Here is a 25,038-nt window from a genome sequence, read left to right as displayed (position 1 = left end):
TTATTGTGAGGAAATTAGACTTTGAATTAGTGTAATAAAAACAAAAGCAAAAAATTTAGTAAAATGTCAAAAGTAAAATTAGGAATAAACGGATTTGGACGTATTGGAAGAATCGTTTTCAGAGAATCTTTCAATAGAGATAATGTAGAAGTTGTTGCAATCAATGACTTGTTAGATGTAGACCACTTAGCTTATTTATTAAAATATGATTCAGTTCACGGTCGTTTCAACGGAACTGTAGAAGTTAAAGAAGGAAAACTTTATGTAAACGGAAGAAATATCCGTATCACTGCTGAAAGAAATCCAGCTGATTTAAAATGGAACGAAGTTGATGTAGATGTTGTTGCAGAATGTACTGGTATCTTCACAACTATCGAAACAGCAAGTGAGCACTTAAAAGGTGGTGCTAAGAAAGTAATTATTTCTGCTCCTTCTGCTGATGCTCCAATGTTTGTAATGGGAGTTAACCACGAAACTGCAAAAGCTTCTGATTTAGTTGTTTCTAACGCTTCTTGTACTACAAACTGTTTAGCTCCTTTAGCTAAAGTAATCAACGATAACTTCGGAATTGTTGAAGGTTTAATGACTACAGTTCACGCAACTACTTCAACTCAAATGACTGCTGACGGACCTTCTAGAAAAGACTGGAGAGGTGGACGTGCAGCTGCTATCAACATCATTCCTTCTTCAACAGGTGCTGCTAAAGCGGTTGGAAAAGTTATCCCATCTTTGAATGGAAAATTAACAGGTATGGCTTTCCGTGTTCCTACTGCTGACGTTTCTACAGTAGATTTAACTGTGAAACTAGCTAAAGAAACTTCTTATGAGGAAATTATGGCTGTTTTGAAAAAAGCTTCAGAAAACGAATTAAAAGGTATCTTAGGATATACTGAAGATGCAGTTGTTTCTCAAGACTTTATCTCAGATAAAAGAACTTCTATCGTTGACGCTACTGCGGGAATCGGTTTAAATTCAACTTTCTTCAAATTAGTTTCTTGGTATGACAATGAGTACGGATACTCAAGCAAATTAATTGATTTATCTGTACATATTGCAGGTTTAAAATAATAATATATATTTTTGCAAAATCCCGTTACTTTAAAATAACGGGATTTTCTTATTTTGTTAGCTCTATAATTAATGTGAAAAATACACTTTTAAATTGAAAATAGAGAGACCTAATCCCAAAAACGAAACAACAATGAAATTAATAGTTGACAGTGGATCTACGAAAGCCGATTGGATTGCAATTGATGATAATGGAAAAGTATTATTCACAACACAAACTTTAGGATTGAATCCTGAAATTCTTGACGGACCAGAAATTATCGAAAGATTAAATGACCGTTTTGATATCTTACAAAACAAAAAAAATGCTACACATTTATTCTTTTACGGTGCTGGATGTGGTACTGACAGAATGAAAACGGCATTGTCACAAATTTTCCAAGGATACTTTACTAATGCAATTGTAGACGTTCAAGAAGATACTTATGCAGCTGTTTATGCTACAACTCCAAAAGGACAAGAAGCTATCGTTTCTATCTTAGGAACAGGTTCTAACTGCAGTTATTTTGATGGAAAAGTATTGCATCAAAAAGTGCAATCATTAGGGTACATTGTTATGGATGATTGTAGTGGAAATGTTTTTGGAAAAGAATTAATTAGAAAATACTATTTTAATAAAATGCCAAAAGAATTAGCTGTTGAACTTGAAAAAGAGTACGACGTTGATCCAGATTTTATTAAAAATAAATTATATAAAGAACCAAATCCAAATGCTTATTTAGCTACTTACGCAAAGTTCTTAATTAAGCACAAAGACACTGAGTTCTGCAGAAAAATTATCTTTAAAGGAATGAAATCTTTCGTTAAGAATTACATTAAACAATTCGATAACTGTAAAGAAGTTCCTGTGCATTTTGTTGGTTCTATTGCATTTTATTTGAAAGATGAATTACAAGAGACATTCAATAAATATGAGCTTCAATTAGGGAATGTTTTAAGAAGACCTATTGATGGATTAATTGCATACCATGTCGCTAATCAATAGTTCTGGTTTTATGGAAATTGCCATTATTGCTCATGATGGAAAAAAAGCTGATTTAATTGATTTTTTAATCAAAAATGAAGCTATTTTGCACAATGAAAAAATAAGGCTAATTGGTACTGGAACTACTGGAGGAAAAGCTGAAGCTGCTGGGTTTAAAACTCAAAGAATGCTTTCAGGACCTCTTGGAGGCGATGCACAAATTGCAGGTAGAGTAGCGGAAGGAATTACGCAGATGGTTTTCTTTTTTAAAGATCCTTTATCGAGTCATCCGCACGAAGCCGATATTAATATGCTGATTCGTGTTTGTGATGTGCATAATGTGCCGCTGGCCACGAATGAAGCAACGGCACAATTATTATTAGATGCTATTGCACTGCAATTATAGAAATTTCTACATTAACATTTTTTGGCAAACAAGTCACTTGAACCGTTTCACGAGCTGGAGCGGTTTTTTCGTTAAAATAAGAACCGTAAACAGTGTTTATTGCACCAAAGTTGTTCATATCCATGATGAAAATAGTTGACTTTACTACGTTTTCAAAAGTCATATCTGCTGCTTCAAGAATTGCAGCAATGTTTTTCATAACTTGATTCGTTTCATCATTAATGTTGTCTGTAACCAATTCTCCTGACTCAGGATTGATTGCAATTTGTCCAGAAGCATAAAGTGTATTTCCAGATAATACAGCTTGATTATACGGTCCGATTGGAGCAGGAGCTTTCTCGGTAAAGATGATTTTTTTCATAATGAATTTATTTTGATTCGAAAGTAGTTTATCTATTTGAAACGCTTCGTTTGTTCCATTTGATATCGCTAAGCATACCAGATTTAATTCCGATGAAGAAATTCCAGTTAGAGTTCGTTCCAAGAGGCTGCCAGTTAAATGCCATTCTCCAGCTTAATAAGTCTCTTTCAAAACGGAATTGAGTAAAAGTAACCCCTTTTTGAACAAAATCGTATCCAGTAGAAACTCCGGCTTTCCATTTAGGCGTAAGATCTGTATTTACAGAAATCATGATAGAGTTTCCAGAAATCGTGTTTTCTCTTTTTACGTTTGAGTATGTTAAAGAGTACGCAAGCGTCATATCCCACGGCACTTTCGAATTAAAGAATTCTGCAATAGCATCTTCTTTTTCCGGTTCATTTGCAAACTGGCTGTTACGGCTATCATTTAAATCGGTATTTGTACCAAATAAGTCATCGCTTCGTCCACCGTTCCGCTGGCTTTGAGTGTTTTTGTCTTTTTCGCTGGTTCCTTTATTGGAGAAAGAATAGTTTACTGTTACGTTAGCACTTGTCATTCTGAATAAACTTCCACCGTTGTCAATGTTGAATTTATCAATTTTGTTACCACCGTTATCAATCGCATAAGGATCTAATGTAGCACCAAAATTCATATTCATTTTATTGTCAAAAAATTGTGTTCCACCGCTAACTAATACAGGCTGCCATCCAAATGTTGATTTTCCGTCAGCATTGAAGTTATAGCTTGTGCTGAAGTTTAAATTGTTTAGCAGCATTATTTTTTTAGGCTCTGTTTTTGTGCTGTCACGGTCTCTAACTTTAGCCTCAAAAGTGTTGCTTAATGCAAAACCAACAATGTTTGAATTGTCTTTTGCAGGCGCTCCATATAAACCATTTTCAAACCTAGTATATTCAGAAACTATTTTCCCTGTCGCATCGACTGAATACGTGTCATAATAGCGCTCAAAACTTGGTGTATAAGCATAAGTAACACTAGGACGCATAACGTGTCTAATAGACTGGATTTTTTTGTCGTCACCAAAATTGAAAGTTCCGTAAATAGTTGTACCTAAATTGGTGCTGAAATTATATGTTCTATAAGAATCAAATCCGTTTACATTTTCATTGACCGCTTTTGCTTCGGTTGGATCGTAAACTTTTTGAATGGTTTTGTTAACCCATGTTTCTTGGTAAGTTGTAGAAGCTCCTGCACTAAAATATTTAAATAGTTTAAAGTTTGTACTAAGCGGAATAGTATGTTGCATTCCTAACTGAGCGTCATCAAACATTTGAGGCTTGAAAAACAAAGAATCTTTTGTTTTAAAATAGTTTTTACCGCTTACACTATATTGTAAGTTAATGTTCTTAATTAATCCCTTTTTTACACCATCTTTTCCAACAAATGGATAGACACGGTCAATACTTCCTTGTAGGGAAGGAAGGGTCATAATAATGTCTTCTGTTTGTGTATTCTGACTGTGCGTAGCAGATAACGAAATACGAGAACCAGGAATAGTGTTGAAGGTTCTATTGTATGAAATAGAAGAGCTTAATGTATTATTTAAGTTCGAACCAATGTTTGCTTGGTTAATAGATTGCTTAAAATATTTACTACTACCCATGTTAACCGATGCAGAAAAGGTCGAATTTGGGTTTGATTTTGAATCTTTTGAATGCGACCACCGGATATTGTAAATTCCTTGCTTTGAGTAATCAGGATAACCACGTTCGCTGCTAATTAAATTTTCAAAACGAATATTCACATTTCCTCGGTATTTATATCGCGTGGCGTACGACGATTCGAAACGCATCGCGTAACTTCCGTTGGTATAATAATCTCCAAGTACAGTTAAATCGTAATTATCGCTTAAAGCAAAATAGTAACCTCCATTTTGTAATGAAAAACCTCTTGTATTAGAATCGTTATAACTTGGAATAATAATACCAGAAACACTTTTCTCCTGACTCATTGGAAAATAAGCAAAAGGCAAAGCAAGCGGAGTTGGAACGTCGGCAATTACCATATTGGTTAAACCAGTAATTACTTTTTTTCCAGGAATAAATTTCACCTTGTTAGTTTGGAAATAATATTCAGGATGATCTACATCTGTTGAGGTAGTAAAACGGGCACCTTTTAAAAAGTAAACAGAATCGTTTTCTTTTTTAGTAACGGCAGCTTTTATTTTAAATTCACCTTGTTCTGTTCTTGAATTATAAATTAAAGCTTTTTTAGTTTTGAAATTAAATCGGATAGAATCTGGCTGTACTTCGCTTGCTCCTTGTTTAAAGTTTGGATACTGCGTTAAAACACCAGCAGAATCTTTGATTCTTCCAGCATAAACTTCATCTTTTTCATAATTAAGTACAATTATACCAGATTTTAATTCAACATCTTTATAGTATAATTCAGCTTCATTATATAAAGTGATCAGTTTATTCTTTTGGTCAATCTTAGCATAATCTTTAGCCCTGTACCTTACTTTTCCATCCAAAAAAGTCTTTTTAGGTCTAACGGTGTCAAGTTTAATAGTATCTGTAATTGCAGGATTTTCTTTATCTGTTTGTTTTACAGCAGGTAAAGGCTTTTTTTTGTTTTTTATTTCTTGCGAATATAAATTACCACAACCTATAGTTAGGAAAAATGATATTAAAACGATATTAAATAAGTTTGTATGCAAAGGTTTAAATGCTATTTTTGTAAAATTATGGCTTGTTTTTTGACATGTCAAACTTACATATAATTTTTTGGCAAAAATAATCAATTCTGAAAATTATAACAGCTGCATTTTATTAAAATTAACTTTTAGATTTATGAATAGAATTAACAAAATTAAGGTAATCTTTACTTTATTTCTAATAATATCCTCCTTTTATGCTCATAGTCAGTCAAATGTATTTAAGGTAACTCTTGATGCGGGACATGGAGATCATGACTTTGGAGCGGTTTATAGTGGAAGAATTGAAAAGAATATTGCTTTAGCTATTGTTTTGAAAGTGGGGAAGATTTTAGAACTTAATCCTAATGTTAATGTAATTTACACTCGTAAAACAGACGTTTTTATAGATTTGGTCGAAAGAGCTAATATTGCCAATAGAGCCAATTCAAATATTTTTGTTTCTATTCACTGTAACGCCAATAAAAATACAGCTGCCGACGGAACCGAAACTTATGTAATGGGTTTAAGTAAAGTTGCTTCGAATCTTGAAGCTGCGAAAAAAGAGAACTCGGTAATTACATTAGAGAAAGATTATAAACGTAAATACGAAGGATACGATCCAAATTCTCCAGAATCTATGATTGGTATGACTTTGATGCAAGAAGAATATTTGGATAACAGTATTACGCTTGCAACCAAAATTGAAGAAAATTTTGAGAAATTAGGAAAAAAACTTAGACATGGCGGTGTAAAACAAGCTCCGTTTATGGTACTTCACAAAGCATATATGCCAAGAGTTTTGGTTGAAACTGGATTTGTATCAAATCCGACAGAAGGAAATATTTTAAATTCAGAAGAAGGTCAGGATGATATTGCAAGAGCAATTGCAGAAGCGATCTTAAGCTATAAACGCGAATATTTTGGTTCAGGAGCTCCAGAAGCTACTGAGAGTCGGCCCATAAGAGATACTACTCCCGCTAAGCCAAAAGCGACTACTCCAGTTGCAGTGGTAAAAAATGCTCCAAAAGGAACATTCTTTAAAGTACAACTTATCGCAAGTATTAAGAAAACACCTTTAGAGCCTAAAAACTTTAAAGGACTTAAAAACGTGACTATGATTTATGAAAATAACATTTATAAATATTTCTACGAAGAAACTTCAAGTTACGAAACAGCCCAGAAATTTTTGCAAGAGGCTAAAAGCAAAGGATATGGAGCAGCATTTTTAGTGGCAACTAAAGATGGAGAAAAAATCAATATTCAGGACGCAATTAAATAATAAGCGCAAGTTCGAATATTTATATTAATTTTGTAACAAACACTTAGAATTTTGAAACTAACAAGAGAAATTAAAACGGCTATTTTAGTCATCGCATCTATTTTATTATTTATCTGGGGATATAGTTTTTTAAAGGGTAGAGACCTTTTTACTAATTATACAATATTATATGCCGAATATGATAATGTTGAGGATTTATCACCATCAGCGCCAGTAACTCTTAATGGACTTGCGATTGGTAAAGTAAATCAGATAACAATTGATGAAGTAACGGGTAAATTATTGGTTGAACTTCAGCTTAAAACAGATTTTCCAATTTCGAAAACAAGTACGGCAGCAATTTATTCTCCAAGTTTAATTGGAGGAAAGCAAATTAAAATTGTTCCAAATTTTGCAGACAAAGAATTAGCAGAAGACGGTCAAAAATTGGCTTCTACTGTTGAATTAGGATTGACAGAATCATTAGGAGGGAAAATTGAACCAATTCAGCAAAAGCTTGATAAAATGCTTTTGAATATTGATAATTTGGTTACAGGATTAAATAATACTTTAGACAAGAACACTCAAGAAAATTTAAAGAAAACAATTGCTGAGTTAAGTCAGACAATGACACAGTTTCATAAAGCTTCAGGAAGTCTTAATAATATCTTGGATACTAATAAAGGACAGATTAATGGAATGGTTACAAACTTCAATAAAATGTCTGGTAACTTCAATAAAATTTCAGATTCATTAAACAAAGCAGATTTAGGTAAAACGGTTCGTAACTTGAACCAAACTTTAGCTAAAGTTGATGTTTTAATGAACAACTTGAATTCTGGAAAAGGTACAGCAGGAAAAATATTGCATGATGAGGCATTGTATAATAACCTGACTAAAACTTCAAAAGAGCTTGAATTGTTATTGCAAGATCTTCGTCTTTACCCAACTCGTTACGTAAACGTTTCTCTTTTTGGAAAGAAAAATAAACCATACGTAGCACCAACTGAAGAAACAAACTCAACTGATAAAAAATAATTATAAATGAGTTATTTAGATAATATTTTATTCGCAATACTTCTTGTAGTAGGTTTCGGTTTTTTTACAGCGAGCGTAAAAAAAATCATCCGAAATATTAATTTAGGAGTTGACGTAGATCGAAAAGATAATCCTAAAGCTCGTTGGAAAAACATGGCATTGATTGCTCTAGGGCAGTCAAAAATGGTGAGACGCCCTGTTGCAGGAATACTGCATATCTTTGTATATGTAGGTTTTATAATTATCAATATTGAATTGCTTGAAATCATTATTGATGGACTTTTTGGAACTCATAGAGTTTTCGCTCCTTATTTAGGTGTAGTTTATGATGTTTTAATTGCTTCATTCGAAATATTAGCAATACTGGTAATCATTGCTGTTGTTACTTTTTGGATCAGAAGAAATGTAATTCGTTTGAAACGTTTTATTAATTCTGATTTAAATGGATTTCCAAAAAGTGATGCTAATTACATTCTGTATTTTGAAACAGTTTTGATGATTCTGTTCTTATTAATGAATGCATCTGATTTGCATTTGCAAAATGTGCCAGGAGGATATTCTCATTTTCATAAAGCAGGAAGCTATCCAATAAGCCAATTTATAGCACCAATTTTTAATGGTACATCTAATGAAGCTGTTGGATTAATGTTTGAAGTTTTTTGGTGGTTGCATATTGCAGGTATTTTAGTTTTTATGAACTATTTATACTTCTCAAAACATTTGCATATTCTTTTGGCTTTCCCAAATACTTATTTTGCGAATTTAAAACCAGAAGGACAGTTTGATAATTTAGCTTCTGTAACAAAAGAAGTTAAGTTAATGATGGATCCAAATGCAGATCCGTTTGCAGCAGCGCCAGCAGATGAGAATGCACATCCAGCTAAATTTGGCGCAAGTGATGTTCAGGATTTAAACTGGGTTCAGTTGTTAAATGCTTACACGTGTACAGAATGCGGACGTTGTACGTCTTCTTGTCCTGCAAATCAAACAGGTAAAAAATTGTCTCCACGTAAAATTATGATGGACACAAGAGATCGTTTGACAGAGGTTGGTAAAAATATCGATGCTAATAAAGGTGTTTTTGTTCCAGACAACAAAACACTTTTAAACGATTATATTACTCCAGAAGAATTATGGGCTTGTACGTCTTGTAATGCTTGTGTTGAGGAATGTCCTGTAAATATTAGTCCGTTGTCTATTATTATGGACATGCGTCGTTATTTGGTTATGGAACAAAGTGCTGCTCCAATGTCATTAAACGCGATGATGACCAATATTGAAAATAATGGTGCGCCTTGGCAATATAGCCAACAAGACCGTTTAAATTGGAAAAACGAGAATTAAAATTTATTGTTTAATCGGTTAGTTGTTTAACCGTTTAATCGATTTTTAAAATAATTTCGGTTTTTACAGTTTGATTGTTAGTTTGTTATTTAACGAATAAACAATTTAGCGATTAACCGATTAAACAAAGTGAGAGAAATGTCAGAAAGTTTAGTGGTGCCAACAATGGCAGAAATGCTTGCCGAAGGAAAACAGCCAGAAGTTTTGTTTTGGGTAGGTTGCGCAGGAAGTTTTGATGATAGAGCAAAAAAAATTACTAAAGCATTTGTGCGAATCTTAAATCGTACTAATGTTTCTTTTGCAGTTTTAGGTACAGAAGAGAGTTGTACTGGAGATCCTGCAAAAAGAGCTGGAAATGAATTTTTGTTTCAAATGCAGGCCATGATGAATATCGAGGTTTTGAATGCTTATGAAGCTAAAAAAATCGTGACAGCTTGTCCGCACTGTTTTAATACTTTAAAAAATGAATATCCTGAATTAGGAGGTAATTACGAAGTTATTCATCATACAGAATTTTTGAAATCATTAATTGATGACGGAAGATTAACTGTTGAAGGCGGACAATTTAAAGGTAAAAAAATTACCTTCCATGATCCTTGTTACTTAGGAAGAGCAAATAAAGTTTACGAAGCACCAAGAGATTTAATTCAGAAATTAGACGTTGAATTAGTTGAAATGAAACGTTCTAAAGCAAATGGTTTGTGTTGTGGAGCCGGTGGAGCACAAATGTTTAAAGATGCTGAACCAGGTAACAAAGAAGTAAACGTTCTTCGTACAGAAGATGCATTAGAGGTAAAACCAGATATTATCGCTGCTGGTTGTCCGTTTTGCAATACGATGCTAACAGATGGAATTAAACATCAGGAAAAAGAAGGACAGGTTAAAGTTCTGGATATTGCAGAATTAATTGCAAATGCTCAGGATTTATAAAAAAAGAGGCTAAGGTTCTAAGATGCTAAGATTCTAAGTTTTTTTAACTAGAAACCTTTCAAAAATCTAAAATCAACAATCTAAAATTAAAAAATGTATATACCTTTTGAAAATTTACCAGGTGAATCTAGAGTCTGGATTTACCAATCGAATAGAAAATTTTCTGAGGAAGAGTTTTCTGAAATTGAAACAGATTTAAAAGCTTTTGTAGAGCAATGGGCAGCGCATGGCACAAGTCTTGAAGCTTCATTTTTGCTTAAATACAATCGTTTTATAATATTAGCCGTAAATCAGGATGTTCAGGCTGCTACAGGTTGTTCTATTGATAGTTCGGTAGAATTTATACAAAGTTTAGAGAAAAAGTACAATGTCGATTTATTAGACAAAATGAACGTTACTTTTAAACTTGGAGAACATATTGCACATAAACCATTAATTGATTTCAAGAAAATGGTAAAAGATAAATCAGTTTCTGAGAATACTATTGTTTTCAATAATCTGGTAAACAATATCGAAGAATTTAATGAATCATGGGAAGTTCCTGCTGCCGACAGTTGGCACAGCAGATTTTTCTAAGAAAGATTTATAAATTATTTAAAAGGCATGAAATTTAGATTTTGTGCCTTTTTTTATGGTTTCAAGTTTTAAGTCTCAAGTTTGAATCCTAACAGGTTTTAAAAACCTGTTAGGATTAGTTGTGTAAAGAACTTTGTCAAAGTTTTAAACTTTGACAAAGTTGGTGAAGAAAGGTTCTTATGAAAAAGAAAACTTCTAATCTAGCCCCGATGGGAGCGGTATCCTTTTTCTGGCTTCTTTAGGCAGAAAAAGATATAGCGGACAGCGGGACTGCAAGTTGTTTTTAATGATATTGTTCCGCTTCTAAAAATATTTATTAACTGGAATTAATCTAATTTTGTCAAAAATCTAACAATTTAAAAGCTTATTTAAACGTGATTTTTGAGTATTTTCGTAGAATTAAATTTAATCCATGAAAATAGCAATTGTTTGTTATCCTACTTTTGGAGGTAGTGGTGTAGTAGCCACGGAGTTAGGTCTCGAATTAGCCAGAAGAGGACACGAAATACATTTTATCACATATAGTCAGCCAGTTAGATTGGCACTTTTAAATCCGAATGTTCATTACCACGAAGTAAATGTTCCGGAATATCCATTGTTTCATTATCAGCCTTACGAATTAGCCTTATCGAGTAAATTGGTCGATATGGTTAAACTGTACAAAATTGAGCTTCTGCACGTACATTATGCTATTCCACACGCTTATGCGGGTTATATGGCAAAACAAATGCTAAAGAATGAAGGAATTAATCTTCCGATGATTACAACGCTTCACGGTACAGATATTACGCTTGTAGGGAATCATCCATTTTATAAACCTGCTGTAACTTTCAGTATCAATAAGTCGGATTATGTAACTTCAGTTTCTCAGAGTTTAAAAGATGATACTTTAAAGTTATTCAAAATCAAAAATAAAATTAAGGTAATCCCAAATTTTATTGAATTAGATAAGGTCAAAAAAGATCCAAATGCACCTTGCCATCGTTATGTAATGGCAAACGAAAACGAGCGCATTATTACTCATATCAGTAACTTTAGAAAAGTAAAACGTATTCCAGATATTATTAAGATTTTCTATAACGTTCAGAAAGAAATTCCGGCTAAATTGATGATGGTCGGAGACGGACCTGAAAAAGAAAAAGCTGAAATTATGTGTCAGGAATTAGGAATTTTAGATAAAGTTATTTTCTTTGGAAATAGCCACGAGATCGATAAAATTTTATGTATGACCGATTTGTTTTTATTGCCTTCTGAAACAGAAAGTTTTGGTTTGGCAGCTTTGGAAGCAATGGCATGCGGTGTTCCAGTAATTTCGAGTAATTCTGGAGGTTTGCCTGAAGTTAATTTTGATGGTTTCTCAGGTTATTTGAGTAATGTTGGAAATGTAGAGGAAATGGCTGAAAATGCACTTAAAATTTTAAGAGACGATGCTGTTTTAAGTCAGTTTAAAGCAAATGCTTTGGAAGTGGCTAGAAAGTTTGATATTAAAAATATCCTTCCAAAATATGAAGCTTTATACCAAAAAGCAGTTGATGATTATAAGTATGAAAAACACTAATTTTTAAAAGGCGATAAATGAAAAAAGTAATTTCTGTTTTAGCGGTTTTCGTTATGGTTTCGTGCGGAGTGAAGAAAGTTGAAAATTCAAACGCATTGTATGAAGTTTTAACGAAACAATCTGATGGAGGCGGGAATATTAAGTTTTTTGAGATTTTAACGGAGCCAAACGAAATTAAAATGCTTGAAAACGATCCGCTTTTAGCTCATAAGATGAAAGATCCAGATGTTCAGGAATATAATTATGTGATTTTGAATATGGGTGAAAAAAACACAAGCGGTTATTCTATTGATGTTGAAAAAGTAGAAGAAACGGATAAAAATATTATTATCACAGTAAAAGAAAATAGTCCTGCAAAAGACGCAATGACTATGCAGGTAATTTCATATCCTTATACTGTCGTGAAAATTCATTCTAAGAAAGAAATTATTATTAAATAAATTATATAAGGCTGGGCTTCGATTCTGCTCAGTCTGACATTGATTGTTTCTTAGGATGCGATTTCAAAGTTTGTCAGGCTGAGCGGAGTCGAAGCCCTTTTTTACATTAAAGCCCTTCGACTTCGCTTAGGGAGGCAATAAAAAAAACCTGTCGCTTTTCAACGACAGGTTTCTTCTTACAATTATTTTTTATTTTTAATTAGAATCTGAATTTAACGCCTAAACCAACGTCAAAACCAAAATTGTCATCATCATAATATCCTGAACCAATTTCAGGTCTTGCATCTAAAGATAACGTAATTGGCACTTCTTTAAATCTATATTCGATACCGATATCTCCAGCAGCAAACACATAAGTTCCGCTATCATTATATCTGTAGCCGTTATTGTAGTAATCATAATCCCAAGCGGCTAAACCTCCACCGACACCAGCGTACCAGTTAAAACCTCCGTCAATGTTCCAAACCCATTGGTAAAGAGCAACTCCTTTTACAGCATCTACATCTCTGCTGTTTCTCCATCCTAAATCGAATTCAAGTCTATTTTTTTGATTTAATCCTAATTGGTAAGATACTTCTCCTCCAAATCCGTTATTGTCTCCAAGACGTAATCCTAAAGCATGTTTCGAGATTTCTTGTGATTGAGCCGTAAATGCTAAACCAATAAGCATAATGGCAGATAATATTATTTTTTTCATAAAAATGGTTAAAATTAATTTTATTCAAATGTATAATCGTTCTTAAATTAAGAACGTATAACATTATTAGAAATTGTTATATAATTCACATTTTTTAGAAAAATATGCCATTGCAAACCCTTTAAATGCTGATTTATTTCAGAATTATGGATGAAATGAGCTGATTACTAAGAGTATCCTCCATTTCAAAAAGATTTTCTTCTTCAGAAAAATTACTGGCTTTGTAAGAAAATAATTTCCAACGTTTTTTGTGGTATTCCAACGCTGTTAAATTTTCTACCCAATCTCCAGAATTAAGATATAAGGTAGAACCATGTTTATTTTCTTTGGTCACGATTTTTGGTTCATGGATATGTCCGCATATTACATAATCGTAGTTTTTTTCAATTGCCAAATCGGTTGCTGTAGTTTCGAAATCGGAAATGAATTTAACTGCTTTTTTTACGCTTGCTTTAATTTTTTTAGAAAAAGAATAAGGTTCTCGACCAAGTTTTGCCAAACACCAATTTGCAAATCGGTTCATTAAAATTAAATAATCGTAACCTAATCCGCCTAGTTTTGCAATCCATTTTGAATGCTGAACTGATGCGTCAAAAACATCTCCGTGAAAAATCCAAGCTTTTTTATCGTCTAATTCCAAAACTAATTTATCAACTAGAGCAAAATTACCCATATTCATATCACTGAATTTTCGAAGTATTTCGTCATGATTTCCAGTGATATAATAGACTTTTGTTCCTTTAGAAGCCATTCCAATTATGCGTTGAATAACGCGCAAATGTGCTTTTGGGAAGTAAGATTTACGAAATTGCCAAGCATCAATTATGTCACCGTTTAAGACTAAAGTTTTAGGTTTAATGCTTGAAAGATAGTTATTTAATTCTTTTGCATGACTTCCGTAGGTTCCCAAATGGACATCAGAAAGAATGACCAATTCGACATTTCTTTTTTTCAATTTTTCTTGATTTGAAGTTTTACAAATTAAAGAAAATTTGAGAGGTTTGATTTTATTAAAAGGTTATCAAAAAGAGGATAATTTTACCAAATTGTAATTTTTATTCCATTTAATGTTTCGTTAATAATACCAGTTTTAAATTTTTTAATTTAATTCATAAAACTTACATTTGCTCAAAACAAATTACAATGGCAGGAAATAGCTTCGGCACACTATATAAAGTAACAACATTTGGAGAATCTCACGGTGAAGCTTTAGGCGGAATCATTGATGGATGCCCTCCAGGAATACAACTAGATTTTGAAGCAATTGAAGTAGATATGGCCCGTAGAAAGCCTGGTCAGTCAGCAATTGTTACACAAAGAAAAGAACCAGACAGCGTTCAGTTTTTGTCTGGAATTTTCGAAGGAAAAACCACTGGAACTCCAATTGGTTTTATTATTCCAAATACCAATCAAAAATCTGACGATTACTCTCATATAAAAGATAACTACAGACCAAGCCATGCTGATTATGTTTACGATCAGAAATATGGTTTGCGTGATTACCGCGGTGGCGGAAGAAGTTCTGCAAGAGAAACTGCAAGTAGAGTAGTAGCGGGTGCAATTGCAAAGCAAATGTTGCCGGAGATTAAAATTAATGCTTATGTTTCTTCTGTTGGGCCAATCCATTTAGATACGCCTTATCAAGAATTGGATTTTTCTAAAATAGAAAGTAATCCTGTTCGTTGTCCTGATGAAAAATCGGCAGCGATTATGGAAGAATATATTCGTGATATTCGTAAACAAGGTGATACCGTTGGAGGTGTTGTAACTTGTGTAATCCAAAATGTTCCAGTTGGTTTAGGAGAGCCAGTTTTCGATAAGCTTCATGCAGAATTAGGAAAAGCAATGCTTTCTATTAATGCTGTAAAAGGTTTTGAATACGGAAGCGGTTTTTCTGGTTCTGAAATGAAAGGTAGTGAACATAATGATTTATACAATCCTGACGGAACTACTAAAACAAATCTTTCTGGCGGAATCCAAGGCGGAATCAGCAACGGAATGGATATTTATTTCAGAGTAGCTTTTAAACCTGTGGCAACAATTATGCAGACTCAGGATTCATTAGATAATAAAGGTAACATTACACCAATGACAGGAAAAGGACGTCATGATCCGTGTGTAGTGCCTCGCGCAGTGCCAATCGTAGAAGCGATGGCAGCAATTGTTTTGGCTGATTTTTACTTAATCAACAAAACATATTAATAAAAGGTAAGACAGTGAGGGTCTTATATTTTAATAATTAAAACAAAAATTAATGCAAGAAGTTACAGAAACTAAAAAACAATCATTTCTTTCGGGATTAACAGGGCAAATTATAATTGCAATGGTTCTTGGAGCCATATTAGGAATTATTTTGCACAATTCTATTTCGCCCGAAGCTGCACAGGCATTTAGTAGTAAAATTAAAATGCTGGCAACCGTTTTTATTCGATTGGTGCAAATGATTATTTCTCCGTTGGTTTTTACGACTTTGGTAGTGGGAATTGCGAAATTAGGTGATATTAAAACTGTTGGAAGAATTGGAGGAAAAGCTATTGGATGGTTTTTTACAGCTTCATTTATTTCTCTTTTAATTGGATTATTTTACGTAAATATTTTACAGCCAGGTGTTGGTCTAAAATTAGATCACGTTGATATGGCGGCAGCTTCTGAGGTTACAGGTAAGACACAAAATCTTTCTTTTGATAATTTCGTTGAGCATATTGTGCCGAAAAGTATTGTTGAAGCAATGGCAACTAATGAAATTCTGCAGATTGTAGTTTTTTCTATTTTCTTCGGATTAGCAGCTGCTTCTTTAGGGGAGAAAGTAAAACCAATTATTGGTGCTTTTGATAAACTTTCGCATATCGTTTTGAAAATGGTAAACTATGTAATGAAATTTGCGCCAATTGGAGTTTTTGGTGCAATTGCAGGTGTATTTGCCATAAGAGATGCAGAAGAATTAGTTATTACTTATTTTAAATTTTTCGGTTCGTTTTTAATTGGAATCAGTACGTTGTGGATAATTTTGATCGCCATAGGATATATTTTCCTTAAAGGAAGAATGACAGAATTATTAAGACGTATTACAGGACCTTTAGCAATTGCTTTTGGAACAACAAGCAGTGAAGCTGTATTTCCTAAATTAACGGAAGAATTAGAAGGTTTTGGAGTAAAAGATAAAATCGTTTCGTTTATGTTGCCTCTTGGTTATTCGTTTAACCTTGACGGAAGTATGATGTATATGACTTTTGCAAGTATTTTTATTGCTCAGTTTTACAATGTACATTTGGATTTAGGAACTCAAATGGCAATGCTTTTGGTTTTAATGCTAACAAGTAAAGGTATTGCTGGTGTGCCAAGAGCAAGTTTGGTTGTGGTAGCCGCAACATGTGGTATGTTTGATATTCCAATTGAAGGTATTGCTTTAATCTTACCAATTGATCATTTTTGTGATATGTTTAGAAGTGCAACCAACGTTTTAGGAAATGCTCTAGCTACTTCTGTTGTAGGACAATGGGAGGAAAATAAAGAATAGATTTAGTTGCTAAGATGGTTTAATTTTTTATCTTAGACGCCTAAATAACAATTGACAAGCTGTATTTTTTTATGAAATACAGCTTTTTTTTATTTTAAAGTGTATATTTGATAAAACTAGCCGATTAATGCCCCAAATACGGATTTTTTTACTTCTATTTTTTGGTCTGAATTGCTATGACAGTTCAGCAGTATCCCCATCTAAATGTAACGAGGATCAAAAAATTGATAAGCTTGTTAAAAAAGCACTTCTCAACTTTAGAGAATCAAATTTCGAAAAATCACTTGTAATTTCGAGAAATGCATTAAATGCTGCAACAGCAATAAAAGATTATTGCCTAATTTCAAGATCTTACAATATAATTGCGGCAAATTTCAATGAGTTATCAGATATTGATAAAGCTATTTTCTTTTATAAGAAAGCATTGTATTATGCAGACAAAACTGATAATGATTCTTTAAAATGCAATCTCTATAATAATTTAGGGAATATGTATTGTTTTGAAAAAAAACAATTTGATGTTGGGATTCGGTATTATAAGAAATCAGTTGCTTATAGTTTAAAGATCAATGATCTAAAAGAGGTTTATTTTACCAATGTAAATATTGCTTGGGCATACTTCGATATTAAAAATTATAGACAAGGTTACCTTTTTCTGAAATATGTAAATAGTACCAAGAAAAAATACAGCGACGGATCTACAGAGGTTATTGTAGATATGCTTAACGGTATTTATGCAAGTTCTCAAAATGATGATAAAGCTGCAAATGCCCACTTTTTAAGCGCTATCGAATCAGGAAAAAGATGCCAAGAAAAAACAGATTTGTCCAATGCCTATTTAGAGTATTCAAAATTTTTAAATAAAATTAATAAGCATAAAGAAGCTTACGATGCTCTTGTTAATCATTACAATCTATTAGAAGAGCTTTATAATGTTAGAAAACTTAAAAAAGCATCTTTGGCAGGTGTGAGTCTCGAATTAGACGAATACAAACGACAAATTGATAAAGTAGAAGGCGAAAAAGTAGAACAATCTCAAAGTCTTAGAAAATCTAAAATTATTGTAATTCTATTTGTTCTTATTTCGTTAATTCTTCTCATTTTAATTATCACTCTGATCAAGAACATTCGATTCAAGAAAAAACACAATTTAGAGCTTCTTGAAGCAAAAGAAATAGCAGAAGAAGCCTCTCTTCTTAAAACTCAGTTTATTTCTACTATAAGCCACGAATTGCGCACGCCGCTTTATGGAGTGGTTGGAATTACCAATATGCTTTTAGAAGAACATAAAGAAATTTCTAGAAGTCAGCATTTAAGTTCTCTAAAATTCTCTGCTAGATATTTGCTATCTCTTGTAAATGATATTCTTCAAATTAATAAAATCGAAGAAAATAAAATCGTACTTGAAAATTTGACCTTTAATATTTCAGACGAAATTACCGTTATCAAAAACTCACTTTCATTTCTTTCTCAGAAAAATAATAATAGAATCTCGATTGATATTGATCCAGAAATCCCAGAATATCTGATTGGAGATAAACTTCGTCTGGCTCAGATTTTAATGAACTTGGTAAGCAATGCATTGAAATTTACCAAAGATGGACAAGTTGAAATTATTGTGAATTTGAGTAAAGTAGAAGGGAAACTTTATTATTTAGATTTCTTAATAAAAGACAATGGCGTTGGAATTGCAGTTGTCGATCAAAGTAAAATTTTCGAGAAATTTGTTCAGGTTGGAAGAAAAGATGAAGATTATCAAGGAACTGGTTTAGGACTTAGTATTGTAAAAAGATTGCTTGGGCTTTTTGGAAGTACAATTACCTTAGATAGTGATCTTGGAAAAGGAACTTCTTTTTCGTTTACAATCGCTTTTGAGCACGATTTAGCCAAAACAAAAAGTATTATTGATGAGATTGAAGTTGATTTAACTTCAAGTGAGATTTATAAAATTTTAGTGGTTGAAGATAATCTCATTAATCAGCTTGTAACAAAGAAAATTATTGAAAAGAACAACTATACTTGTAAAGTGGTTGATGATGGATATGAAGCGTTGAAAATCCTTGAAAACGAAGAATTTGATTTGATTTTAATGGATATCAATATGCCATTAATAAACGGATTTGAAACAACAAAAAGAATTCGCCTTCTCGGAATTGAAACTCCAATTGTAGCTTTAACAGCTTTTGATAAAGATGAAATTACAGACGAAGCTATTTCATCAGGTATGAATGATATTATTATTAAGCCTTTTGAGCCAGTTAAATTATTTAAAATAATTAACTTTTTAATAAACGAAAAAAACGCTGTTTAGTACCAGCGTTTTTTGTTTTTCTTAGAAGAATTCGATTTTCTCGATTTGTGAGCTCCACCGCTTCTATTAGAAGAATTTTTAGGTTTTTCTCCAGCTTCTGGACTTCCCGAATGCCATGGATACGGATGATCTGAAATGATTTTTACATCTACTTTTATTAATTTCTTAATATCTTTCCAGTATGGTTCTTCATCTTTTCCACAGAAAGAAATCGCAATACCGCCATTTCCTGCACGTCCTGTACGACCAATACGGTGAACGTAAGTTTCAGGAATATTCGGCAAATCAAAATTGATTACGTAAGGCAATTGTTCAATATCAATTCCTCGCGCTGCAATATCAGTTGCAACCAAAACTCCAACTTCTTTATTTTTAAAAGCATCTAAAACACGCTGTCTAGCGTTTTGTGATTTGTCTCCGTGAATGGCTTCAGCAGGAATATCTTTCTTGCGAAGTGCTTTTACAACATTATCAGCGCCATGTTTTGTTCTCGAAAAAACAAGTACGTTTGATAAATTTTGCTCTTTAATTAAAGTGTATAATAAGTTTCTTTTTTCAGTTTTATCAACAAAATAAACACGTTGTTCTACATTTTCAGCAGTAGATGAAACGGGGGAAACTTCTACTTTTTCTGGATCTTGAAGAAACATTTCTGCAAGTTCGCGAATTGCAATTGGCATTGTTGCAGAAAAAAGTAAAGTTTGTCTATTTTTTGGAGTCAGTTTTACGATTTTTTTCACATCGTTTATAAAACCCATATCCAGCATTTGATCGGCTTCGTCAAGAACTAAAGTATGCAGGTGATTCAAATCAAGAAAACCTTGTTTATGAAGGTCAAGCAAACGTCCTGGAGTCGCAACTAAAATATCAACGCCATTTTTTAAAGCGTCAACTTGCGGATTTTGAGAAACACCTCCAAAAATAGTCAGTTGTGTTAAATTGGTATATTTTGCGTAAGTATCAAAGCTCTGTCCAATTTGTACTGCAAGTTCACGAGTAGGTGTTACTACAAGTGCACGAATTACTTTTGCTTTTTTTGATGAACCTACAATGCGGTGTAATTGATGTATAATTGGAATAGCAAATGCCGCCGTTTTTCCTGTTCCTGTCTGCGCGCAGCCAATTAAATCACGGCCTTCTAAAACAATAGGAATTGATTTTTCCTGAATTGGAGTCGGATTTAAATAGCCTTCTTCAAATACGGCTCTTTGTATACTTTTTGAAAGTGATAGATCTTCGAATAACATATCTTTGGTATTAAGTATTTTAGTTTTAATTGCTAAAATGCTGTGCAAAGATATGTTTATTCGTTCAATCGTTTGTTTGAATTGGCGATTATTTGGCAAACAAGCTCTAGAGCTTATTCAGTTAGAAGCTCTAAATACGAGTTTGTTCTATGTTTGCTTTAATAAAATCGGTTACTAAATAACCAATTAGTTTTCCAATTAAATTGTTGTTTGGCGAATTGTCTAAATCTGGCGCTCCTTCGCAAATATGCAAATAAGCTGCGTTTTTGTGTTCTGCGAAAAAAGAAACAAATTGTCTCAATTCTTCTACAGAAAAACCGCTTATTGTCATAGCACTGCTTGCAATGTTTGGAATGGCATCTAAATCAATTTCAATTCCGAAAGCATCACTTTTAATAAAATCCAAAGCAGTAATCATTTCGCGATTAAAATCTTTTTCTTTTCTAATATTAACGCTATCATAAGTATTGTAGCGAACGCGGTCTTCTAGTTTTTTGATAATATCTAAAACGCTTTTTGAAGTATAATTCTCGTGAAGACCAAAAATGAAGTATTTTTTTAGGAAACCTTCTTCGTATGCATACGAAAATCCGTTTCCGCTATGACGGCCTTCTAAAATCCTAAAATCAGAATGCGCATCAAAATTGATGGCATTTACAGGTTTTCCTTTTGCTAAAGCGGCACCTTTAATATTTCCGTAAGCATTATTATGTCCTCCACCAATAATAATTGGCGTTTTTCCAGCTTTAATAATAGTAAAAATAATGTGAGATACTTCTTTGTCTATTTTTTCAACAAGCTGGCTTAATTTTGATCGATCGTCAACGTCGTTAAAATCTAGGTTTTCTACCTGGCGCATTTCATCAGCAACATCAATATGTCCTAGAATAATAATATTGCTTCCTTTACAAAAGCGGTTATGCTGAATGTTTGCAATACTTTTGATCGCACATTGCCATGCAGAAGCTGCTCCAGGTCTTCCGTAATTAGCGCGCACGCCAATATCTTCAGGAATTCCTAAAAGCACATATTTAGCTTCACTTTCTTTAAGAAAATCGATTTTATCAGCCCCTGGAGGAATGACAATCATTTTTTCTCCAAACTTTATTTCACCACTTCTGTGATTTGTGATTTTTGCTAAATCATTTATAGTGAAAGGGATTAATTTTTCCATGAAAAAAATTTATTTTCCAAAAATAATATAATTGTAGAAACTTACGTTATTACCTTATATTAATTCTTAAATTTGTTATTAAAGAAAATTTTTTAAAATATGGAAAACCCAAAGAACAACAATTCAAGTCTAAAGGCGGTAATCGCAGTTTTAGCAGTCCTACTTATTGGTAGCTTAGTGTATATTTTTAAATTATCTTCTGATACAGAGGTAGTTAAAACAGAACTTACGACAACTTTGACAGAGAAAGAATCTGTTATGAAAGATTTGCAGGAGTTAAAAGCGACTTATGACGCTGCAATCGCTGAAAACACTTCTATGTCAGACGAATTAATCCAAGAGAGAGACAAAGTAGTTGCTTTGATGGATGATTTGAACAAGTCTAAAGGAGATGTTTCTAAATACAGATCTCAAGTTCAGGCAATGCAAAGTAAAATGAAAACTTTAGTTGCTGAAAATGACGAGTTGAAAAAACAAAATGGAGTTTTAACTACTCAAAGAGACAGTACTATTGTGGTTCTAGGAGAATCTAAAAAATACAATGAAGTATTAGTTGGTCAAAACGAAGAGTTAGCTAAAACTGTAGAAAGAGGTTCTAAATTATCAGTTTTAAATACTAAAACTTCAGCTTACAAATTGAAAAGCTCAGGTAAACAAGTTGAAACAGATAAAGCAAGTCGTGCAGATATTTTAAAAGTTAGTTTTACAATTGCTGAAAACCAAATTGCAAAATCTGGGGATAAAACTTATTATGTACAGGTAATTGATGCTAAAAACAATGTTTTAGGCGAAAAGAAAACTGAAAGCTTTGGAGATAATTCATTAACTTACAGCTTTAAAACTACAGTAAAATACGAAAACAAAAGCGTTAATGTAAGTGAAGATCTTCCTGGAAAAGATTTCGCAAAAGGAACTTACTTCATCAATGTTTTTGATAACGACGAATTAGTTTCTAAAACTAGTTTCAGCTTAAGATAATTTAGCCTAAAGGGATAAAATACCACTTTGATATTAAAGGTCTGTGATTTTTTCACAGACCTTTTTTTATGAGTAGATATTGTTGATTTATAATTCGAAAAATAAAATCTTATTCCAGAATTTTTCCTTCAATAAAAACAGATTCGATTAAGTTGCTTCCAAAAGCGTAAGGGATTTGATAGTAAGAAGAAATTGGTTTCGTTAGAATCAGATTAGCCTTTTTGCCTTTTGTAATACTTCCATGTGTTTCTGAAATTCCCATTGCGTATGCTCCATTTATTGTAGCAGCATTTATTGCTTCTTCTGGAGTCATTTTCATTTTGATGCAAGCCGTTGCAACTACAAAATTCATATTTCCAGATGGAGTAGAGCCAGGGTTGAAATCTGTTGCTAATGCTAAAGGTAAGCCTACTTTTATCATTTCTCGAGCAGGCGTGTACGGAATGCTTAAAAAATAAGAACAAGAAGGTAAAGCGACAGGCATTGTTTCTGTTTCTTTTAAAGCTTCAATGTCTTCTGGATTCATAACTTCAAGATGATCTACAGAAAGTGCTTTAAATTTAACTCCAGCTTGAATTCCGCCAATAGAATTAAATTGATTAACGTGGATTTTTGGCTTTAAGCCGAATTCAATTCCTGCCTGCATGATTTTTTCTGTTTCTTCTACAGAAAAATAACCGCTTTCGCAGAAAACGTCTACATAATCCGCCAGTTTGTTTTTAGCAATTTCAGGAATCATTTTAGTAATGATTTCGTCAATATAACCAGCTTTATTTTCTTTATAATGAGTTGGAAAAGCATGAGCGCCCAAAAAAGTAGCTTTGATTGAAATTGGATAATTTTCTGCTAGCTTTTTAATGACGCGAAGCATTTTTAGCTCGCCTTCAATTGTTAATCCGTAGCCAGATTTAATTTCTACAGCTCCAGTTCCCAAATGCATTACTTCTTCTAAACGGATTTTAGATTGTTCGTAAATCTCTTCTTCAGAAGTTTCGTTTAGTTTTTTAGCCGAATTTAAAATTCCGCCGCCACGATTAGCGATTTCCTCATAAGAAAGTCCGTTGATTCGGTCTACAAATTCTTGTTCACGATTTCCTGCATAAACAATATGCGTGTGGCTGTCACACCAAGACGGAAGAACAACTTTTCCAGTGGCGTCAATTGTTTTATCTGCTTTGATTTCAGGAAGATTTTCCATTGATCCGAAATCTTCAATCAAATTGTCTTTTAATACTAAAAAAGCATTTTTAATTGTTGGAAGTTTCGCCATTTCAGAACCTGAAACTTTAGCAATTGAAGTTTCACGAACTTGCAACAGTTCTTGTATGTTTGTGATTAGAGTGATCATTAAATGAATTTGTTATAAAACACAAATTTCACAAATTTTCCTTTATGAATAAGTGAAAACTTGTGAAATTCGTAAAATTGTTTTTGTATTTGAATTATTCCGAAACTGTAATTTCAAATATTTTATCCCAGTATTTACCTGTAACGAAAATAGTTTTTGTAGCTGGATTGTAAGCAATACCGTTTAAAACTTCAGCATTTTTAGCTTTTAATGATTTACGTAGATCTGAAAGATTTAAGATTTTTTCAACCGCTCCAGATTCTGGATTTACAACCGCAATAGCATCTTTCTGCCAAACATTAGCGTAGAATTTGCCATCAATTAATTCTAGTTCATTAATAGCTTTAATTTTTGAAGTCCCAGAATATACATTGATGTAATCAATTAATTTTTGAGTTGCAGGATCCATTTTCCAGATTTTCTCTGTTCCATCAGAATGATAGATGTATTTGTCATCGTGCGTCATTCCCCAACCTTCAATATCTTTATCGTATTTAAAAGTTTTTTCTAGTTTGAATGTATTTGCATCATAAATATAGCCCGTTTTTTCCTGCCATGTTAATTGGTATATTTTGCCACCGAAAAAAGTAATTCCTTCACCAAAATATTCTTTAGGAAGATCAACTTGTTTGATTACTTTTCCCGTTTTATAATCTACTTCTCTAAAGTAAGAATCACCTTTTTGTCCTGTACTTTCAAAAAGTCTTCCGTCATGAAATTCTAAACCTTCTGTAAATGCTGTCGTATCATGTACAAAAGTGTTTACAATTTTATACTTTAATAATTTAGGCTCGATGTCAGAAACAATCTCAATTCTTTTCGTTGCATCAGAAGAATCTCCACCAAAATAAACCGTAGCTTTTAGGTATTGATAACCTAATTTTTGATCTATTAATTCAAATCTAAATTCTTCAGCACCTTTTTTACTTCCAACTCTTTTATCGTTTATGAAGTAGGCAACGCTGTCGATTTCTTTCGAATTTGGGTTTAAAATTCCAATTGTAAGCGCTTCTTTTTGCGTAAAATGAGCCGGAAAAGCAGATTCATCGATAGTAAATAAAGAATTTTCACCTTTTTTTGTATCTCCACATCCGATTAATGTGATTCCTAATAAAATGACAGCTAGGAAGTTATATTTTTTCATAGTTTAAAATTTGAATAAGGCAA

Annotated in this window: 22 protein-coding genes; 14 read left to right on the top strand and 8 right to left on the bottom strand. The window is 32.8% G+C overall.

Annotation, left to right across the window (positions count from 1 at the left end):
- Positions 1–63: 63 nt before the first annotated feature.
- The 3 genes from gap (at position 64) to DM444_RS07650 (ending at position 2,438) form a co-directional block, all read left to right on the top strand.
- The gene (gene gap / locus DM444_RS07660; protein ID WP_026730156.1) at positions 64–1,068 is read left to right on the top strand and encodes a type I glyceraldehyde-3-phosphate dehydrogenase; all 1,005 of its coding nucleotides are present in this window, start codon (positions 64–66) and stop codon (positions 1,066–1,068) included.
- Between the two features lie 133 nt (positions 1,069–1,201).
- Positions 1,202–2,053: an N-acetylglucosamine kinase gene (locus DM444_RS07655; protein ID WP_111285264.1), complete on the top strand. Its 852-nt coding sequence runs from the start codon at positions 1,202–1,204 to the stop codon at positions 2,051–2,053.
- Positions 2,054–2,063: 10 nt separating this feature from the next.
- Positions 2,064–2,438 carry a methylglyoxal synthase gene (locus tag DM444_RS07650; protein ID WP_111285588.1) on the top strand — a complete coding sequence of 125 codons (375 nt, stop codon included), beginning with the start codon at positions 2,064–2,066 and terminating at the stop codon, positions 2,436–2,438.
- On the opposite strand, the gene DM444_RS07645 is transcribed toward DM444_RS07650, so the two are convergent.
- Both DM444_RS07645 and DM444_RS07640 read right to left on the bottom strand, forming a co-directional pair.
- Positions 2,419–2,799, bottom strand: coding sequence for a Rid family detoxifying hydrolase (locus tag DM444_RS07645; protein WP_111285262.1), 381 nt, complete (start codon positions 2,797–2,799; stop codon positions 2,419–2,421). The genes DM444_RS07650 and DM444_RS07645 overlap by 20 nt on opposite strands.
- 28 nt (positions 2,800–2,827) lie before the next feature.
- The gene (locus tag DM444_RS07640; protein ID WP_204251672.1) at positions 2,828–5,527 is read right to left on the bottom strand and encodes a putative LPS assembly protein LptD; all 2,700 of its coding nucleotides are present in this window, start codon (positions 5,525–5,527) and stop codon (positions 2,828–2,830) included.
- An 82-nt stretch (positions 5,528–5,609) separates the two neighbouring features.
- Here DM444_RS07640 and DM444_RS07635 point away from each other — a divergent pair, with 82 nt between their 5' ends.
- The 7 genes from DM444_RS07635 (at position 5,610) to DM444_RS07605 (ending at position 12,599) form a co-directional block, all read left to right on the top strand.
- Positions 5,610–6,734 carry an N-acetylmuramoyl-L-alanine amidase family protein gene (locus DM444_RS07635; RefSeq protein WP_111285586.1) on the top strand — a complete coding sequence of 375 codons (1,125 nt, stop codon included), beginning with the start codon at positions 5,610–5,612 and terminating at the stop codon, positions 6,732–6,734.
- A 51-nt stretch (positions 6,735–6,785) separates the two neighbouring features.
- Positions 6,786–7,751, top strand: a complete 966-nt coding sequence (locus DM444_RS07630; protein WP_111285258.1) for an MlaD family protein — start codon at positions 6,786–6,788, stop codon at positions 7,749–7,751.
- Positions 7,752–7,757: 6 nt separating this feature from the next.
- On the top strand, positions 7,758–9,095 hold the full coding sequence (locus DM444_RS07625; protein WP_111285256.1) for a (Fe-S)-binding protein: 1,338 nt from the start codon (positions 7,758–7,760) through the stop codon (positions 9,093–9,095).
- Positions 9,096–9,233: 138 nt separating this feature from the next.
- Positions 9,234–10,025, top strand: a complete 792-nt coding sequence (locus DM444_RS07620) for a (Fe-S)-binding protein (protein ID WP_111285254.1) — start codon at positions 9,234–9,236, stop codon at positions 10,023–10,025.
- A gap of 93 nt (positions 10,026–10,118) precedes the next feature.
- A complete protein-coding gene (locus tag DM444_RS07615; protein WP_057116491.1) occupies positions 10,119–10,601 on the top strand; it encodes a hypothetical protein in 483 nt (160 codons plus the stop codon).
- Between the two features lie 412 nt (positions 10,602–11,013).
- Positions 11,014–12,159 carry an N-acetyl-alpha-D-glucosaminyl L-malate synthase BshA gene (bshA, locus tag DM444_RS07610; RefSeq protein WP_111285252.1) on the top strand — a complete coding sequence of 382 codons (1,146 nt, stop codon included), beginning with the start codon at positions 11,014–11,016 and terminating at the stop codon, positions 12,157–12,159.
- Between the two features lie 17 nt (positions 12,160–12,176).
- On the top strand, positions 12,177–12,599 hold the full coding sequence (locus DM444_RS07605; RefSeq protein ID WP_111285250.1) for a protease complex subunit PrcB family protein: 423 nt from the start codon (positions 12,177–12,179) through the stop codon (positions 12,597–12,599).
- 199 nt (positions 12,600–12,798) lie between these two features.
- Here DM444_RS07605 and DM444_RS07600 read toward each other — a convergent pair whose 3' ends face one another.
- Positions 12,799–13,296, bottom strand: a complete 498-nt coding sequence (locus tag DM444_RS07600) for a hypothetical protein (RefSeq protein ID WP_111285248.1) — start codon at positions 13,294–13,296, stop codon at positions 12,799–12,801.
- 133 nt (positions 13,297–13,429) lie between these two features.
- On the bottom strand, positions 13,430–14,251 hold the full coding sequence (locus tag DM444_RS07595) for a UDP-2,3-diacylglucosamine diphosphatase (protein WP_111285246.1): 822 nt from the start codon (positions 14,249–14,251) through the stop codon (positions 13,430–13,432).
- A gap of 188 nt (positions 14,252–14,439) precedes the next feature.
- On the opposite strand from DM444_RS07595, the gene aroC reads away from it, so the two are divergent.
- From aroC to DM444_RS07580, 3 genes are all read left to right on the top strand, one after another.
- Complete coding sequence (gene aroC / locus DM444_RS07590; RefSeq protein WP_111285244.1) at positions 14,440–15,498, top strand: chorismate synthase; 1,059 nt, start codon at positions 14,440–14,442, stop codon at positions 15,496–15,498.
- Positions 15,499–15,550: 52 nt separating this feature from the next.
- Positions 15,551–16,813, top strand: coding sequence for a dicarboxylate/amino acid:cation symporter (locus DM444_RS07585; protein WP_111285242.1), 1,263 nt, complete (start codon positions 15,551–15,553; stop codon positions 16,811–16,813).
- 127 nt (positions 16,814–16,940) lie between these two features.
- The gene (locus DM444_RS07580; protein WP_111285240.1) at positions 16,941–19,124 is read left to right on the top strand and encodes a response regulator; all 2,184 of its coding nucleotides are present in this window, start codon (positions 16,941–16,943) and stop codon (positions 19,122–19,124) included.
- On the opposite strand, the gene DM444_RS07575 is transcribed toward DM444_RS07580, so the two are convergent.
- A complete protein-coding gene (locus tag DM444_RS07575; protein WP_111285238.1) occupies positions 19,121–20,371 on the bottom strand; it encodes a DEAD/DEAH box helicase in 1,251 nt (416 codons plus the stop codon). The two genes, DM444_RS07580 and DM444_RS07575, sit on opposite strands and share 4 nt — an antisense overlap.
- A gap of 130 nt (positions 20,372–20,501) precedes the next feature.
- Positions 20,502–21,545, bottom strand: a complete 1,044-nt coding sequence (locus DM444_RS07570; RefSeq protein ID WP_111285236.1) for a formimidoylglutamase — start codon at positions 21,543–21,545, stop codon at positions 20,502–20,504.
- 99 nt (positions 21,546–21,644) lie between these two features.
- On the opposite strand from DM444_RS07570, the gene DM444_RS07565 reads away from it, so the two are divergent.
- The gene (locus DM444_RS07565; protein ID WP_111285234.1) at positions 21,645–22,523 is read left to right on the top strand and encodes a hypothetical protein; all 879 of its coding nucleotides are present in this window, start codon (positions 21,645–21,647) and stop codon (positions 22,521–22,523) included.
- Positions 22,524–22,632: 109 nt separating this feature from the next.
- On the opposite strand, the gene hutI is transcribed toward DM444_RS07565, so the two are convergent.
- Together hutI and DM444_RS07555 are read right to left on the bottom strand one after the other, a co-directional pair.
- Positions 22,633–23,871 (bottom strand): imidazolonepropionase, encoded by a 1,239-nt coding sequence (gene hutI, locus DM444_RS07560; RefSeq protein WP_111285232.1) that lies wholly within the window; start codon positions 23,869–23,871, stop codon positions 22,633–22,635.
- Between the two features lie 94 nt (positions 23,872–23,965).
- Positions 23,966–25,015, bottom strand: coding sequence for a glutaminyl-peptide cyclotransferase (locus DM444_RS07555; protein WP_111285230.1), 1,050 nt, complete (start codon positions 25,013–25,015; stop codon positions 23,966–23,968).
- Between the last annotated feature and the right edge of the window lie 23 nt (positions 25,016–25,038).

Source organism: Flavobacterium ginsenosidimutans, from assembly GCF_003254625.1.
In the GTDB taxonomy this organism is placed as follows: Bacteria; Bacteroidota; Bacteroidia; order Flavobacteriales; family Flavobacteriaceae; genus Flavobacterium; species Flavobacterium ginsenosidimutans.
The sequence above is the reverse complement of the archived record's forward strand: the minus strand, read 5'-3'. Positions and strand labels throughout refer to the sequence as shown.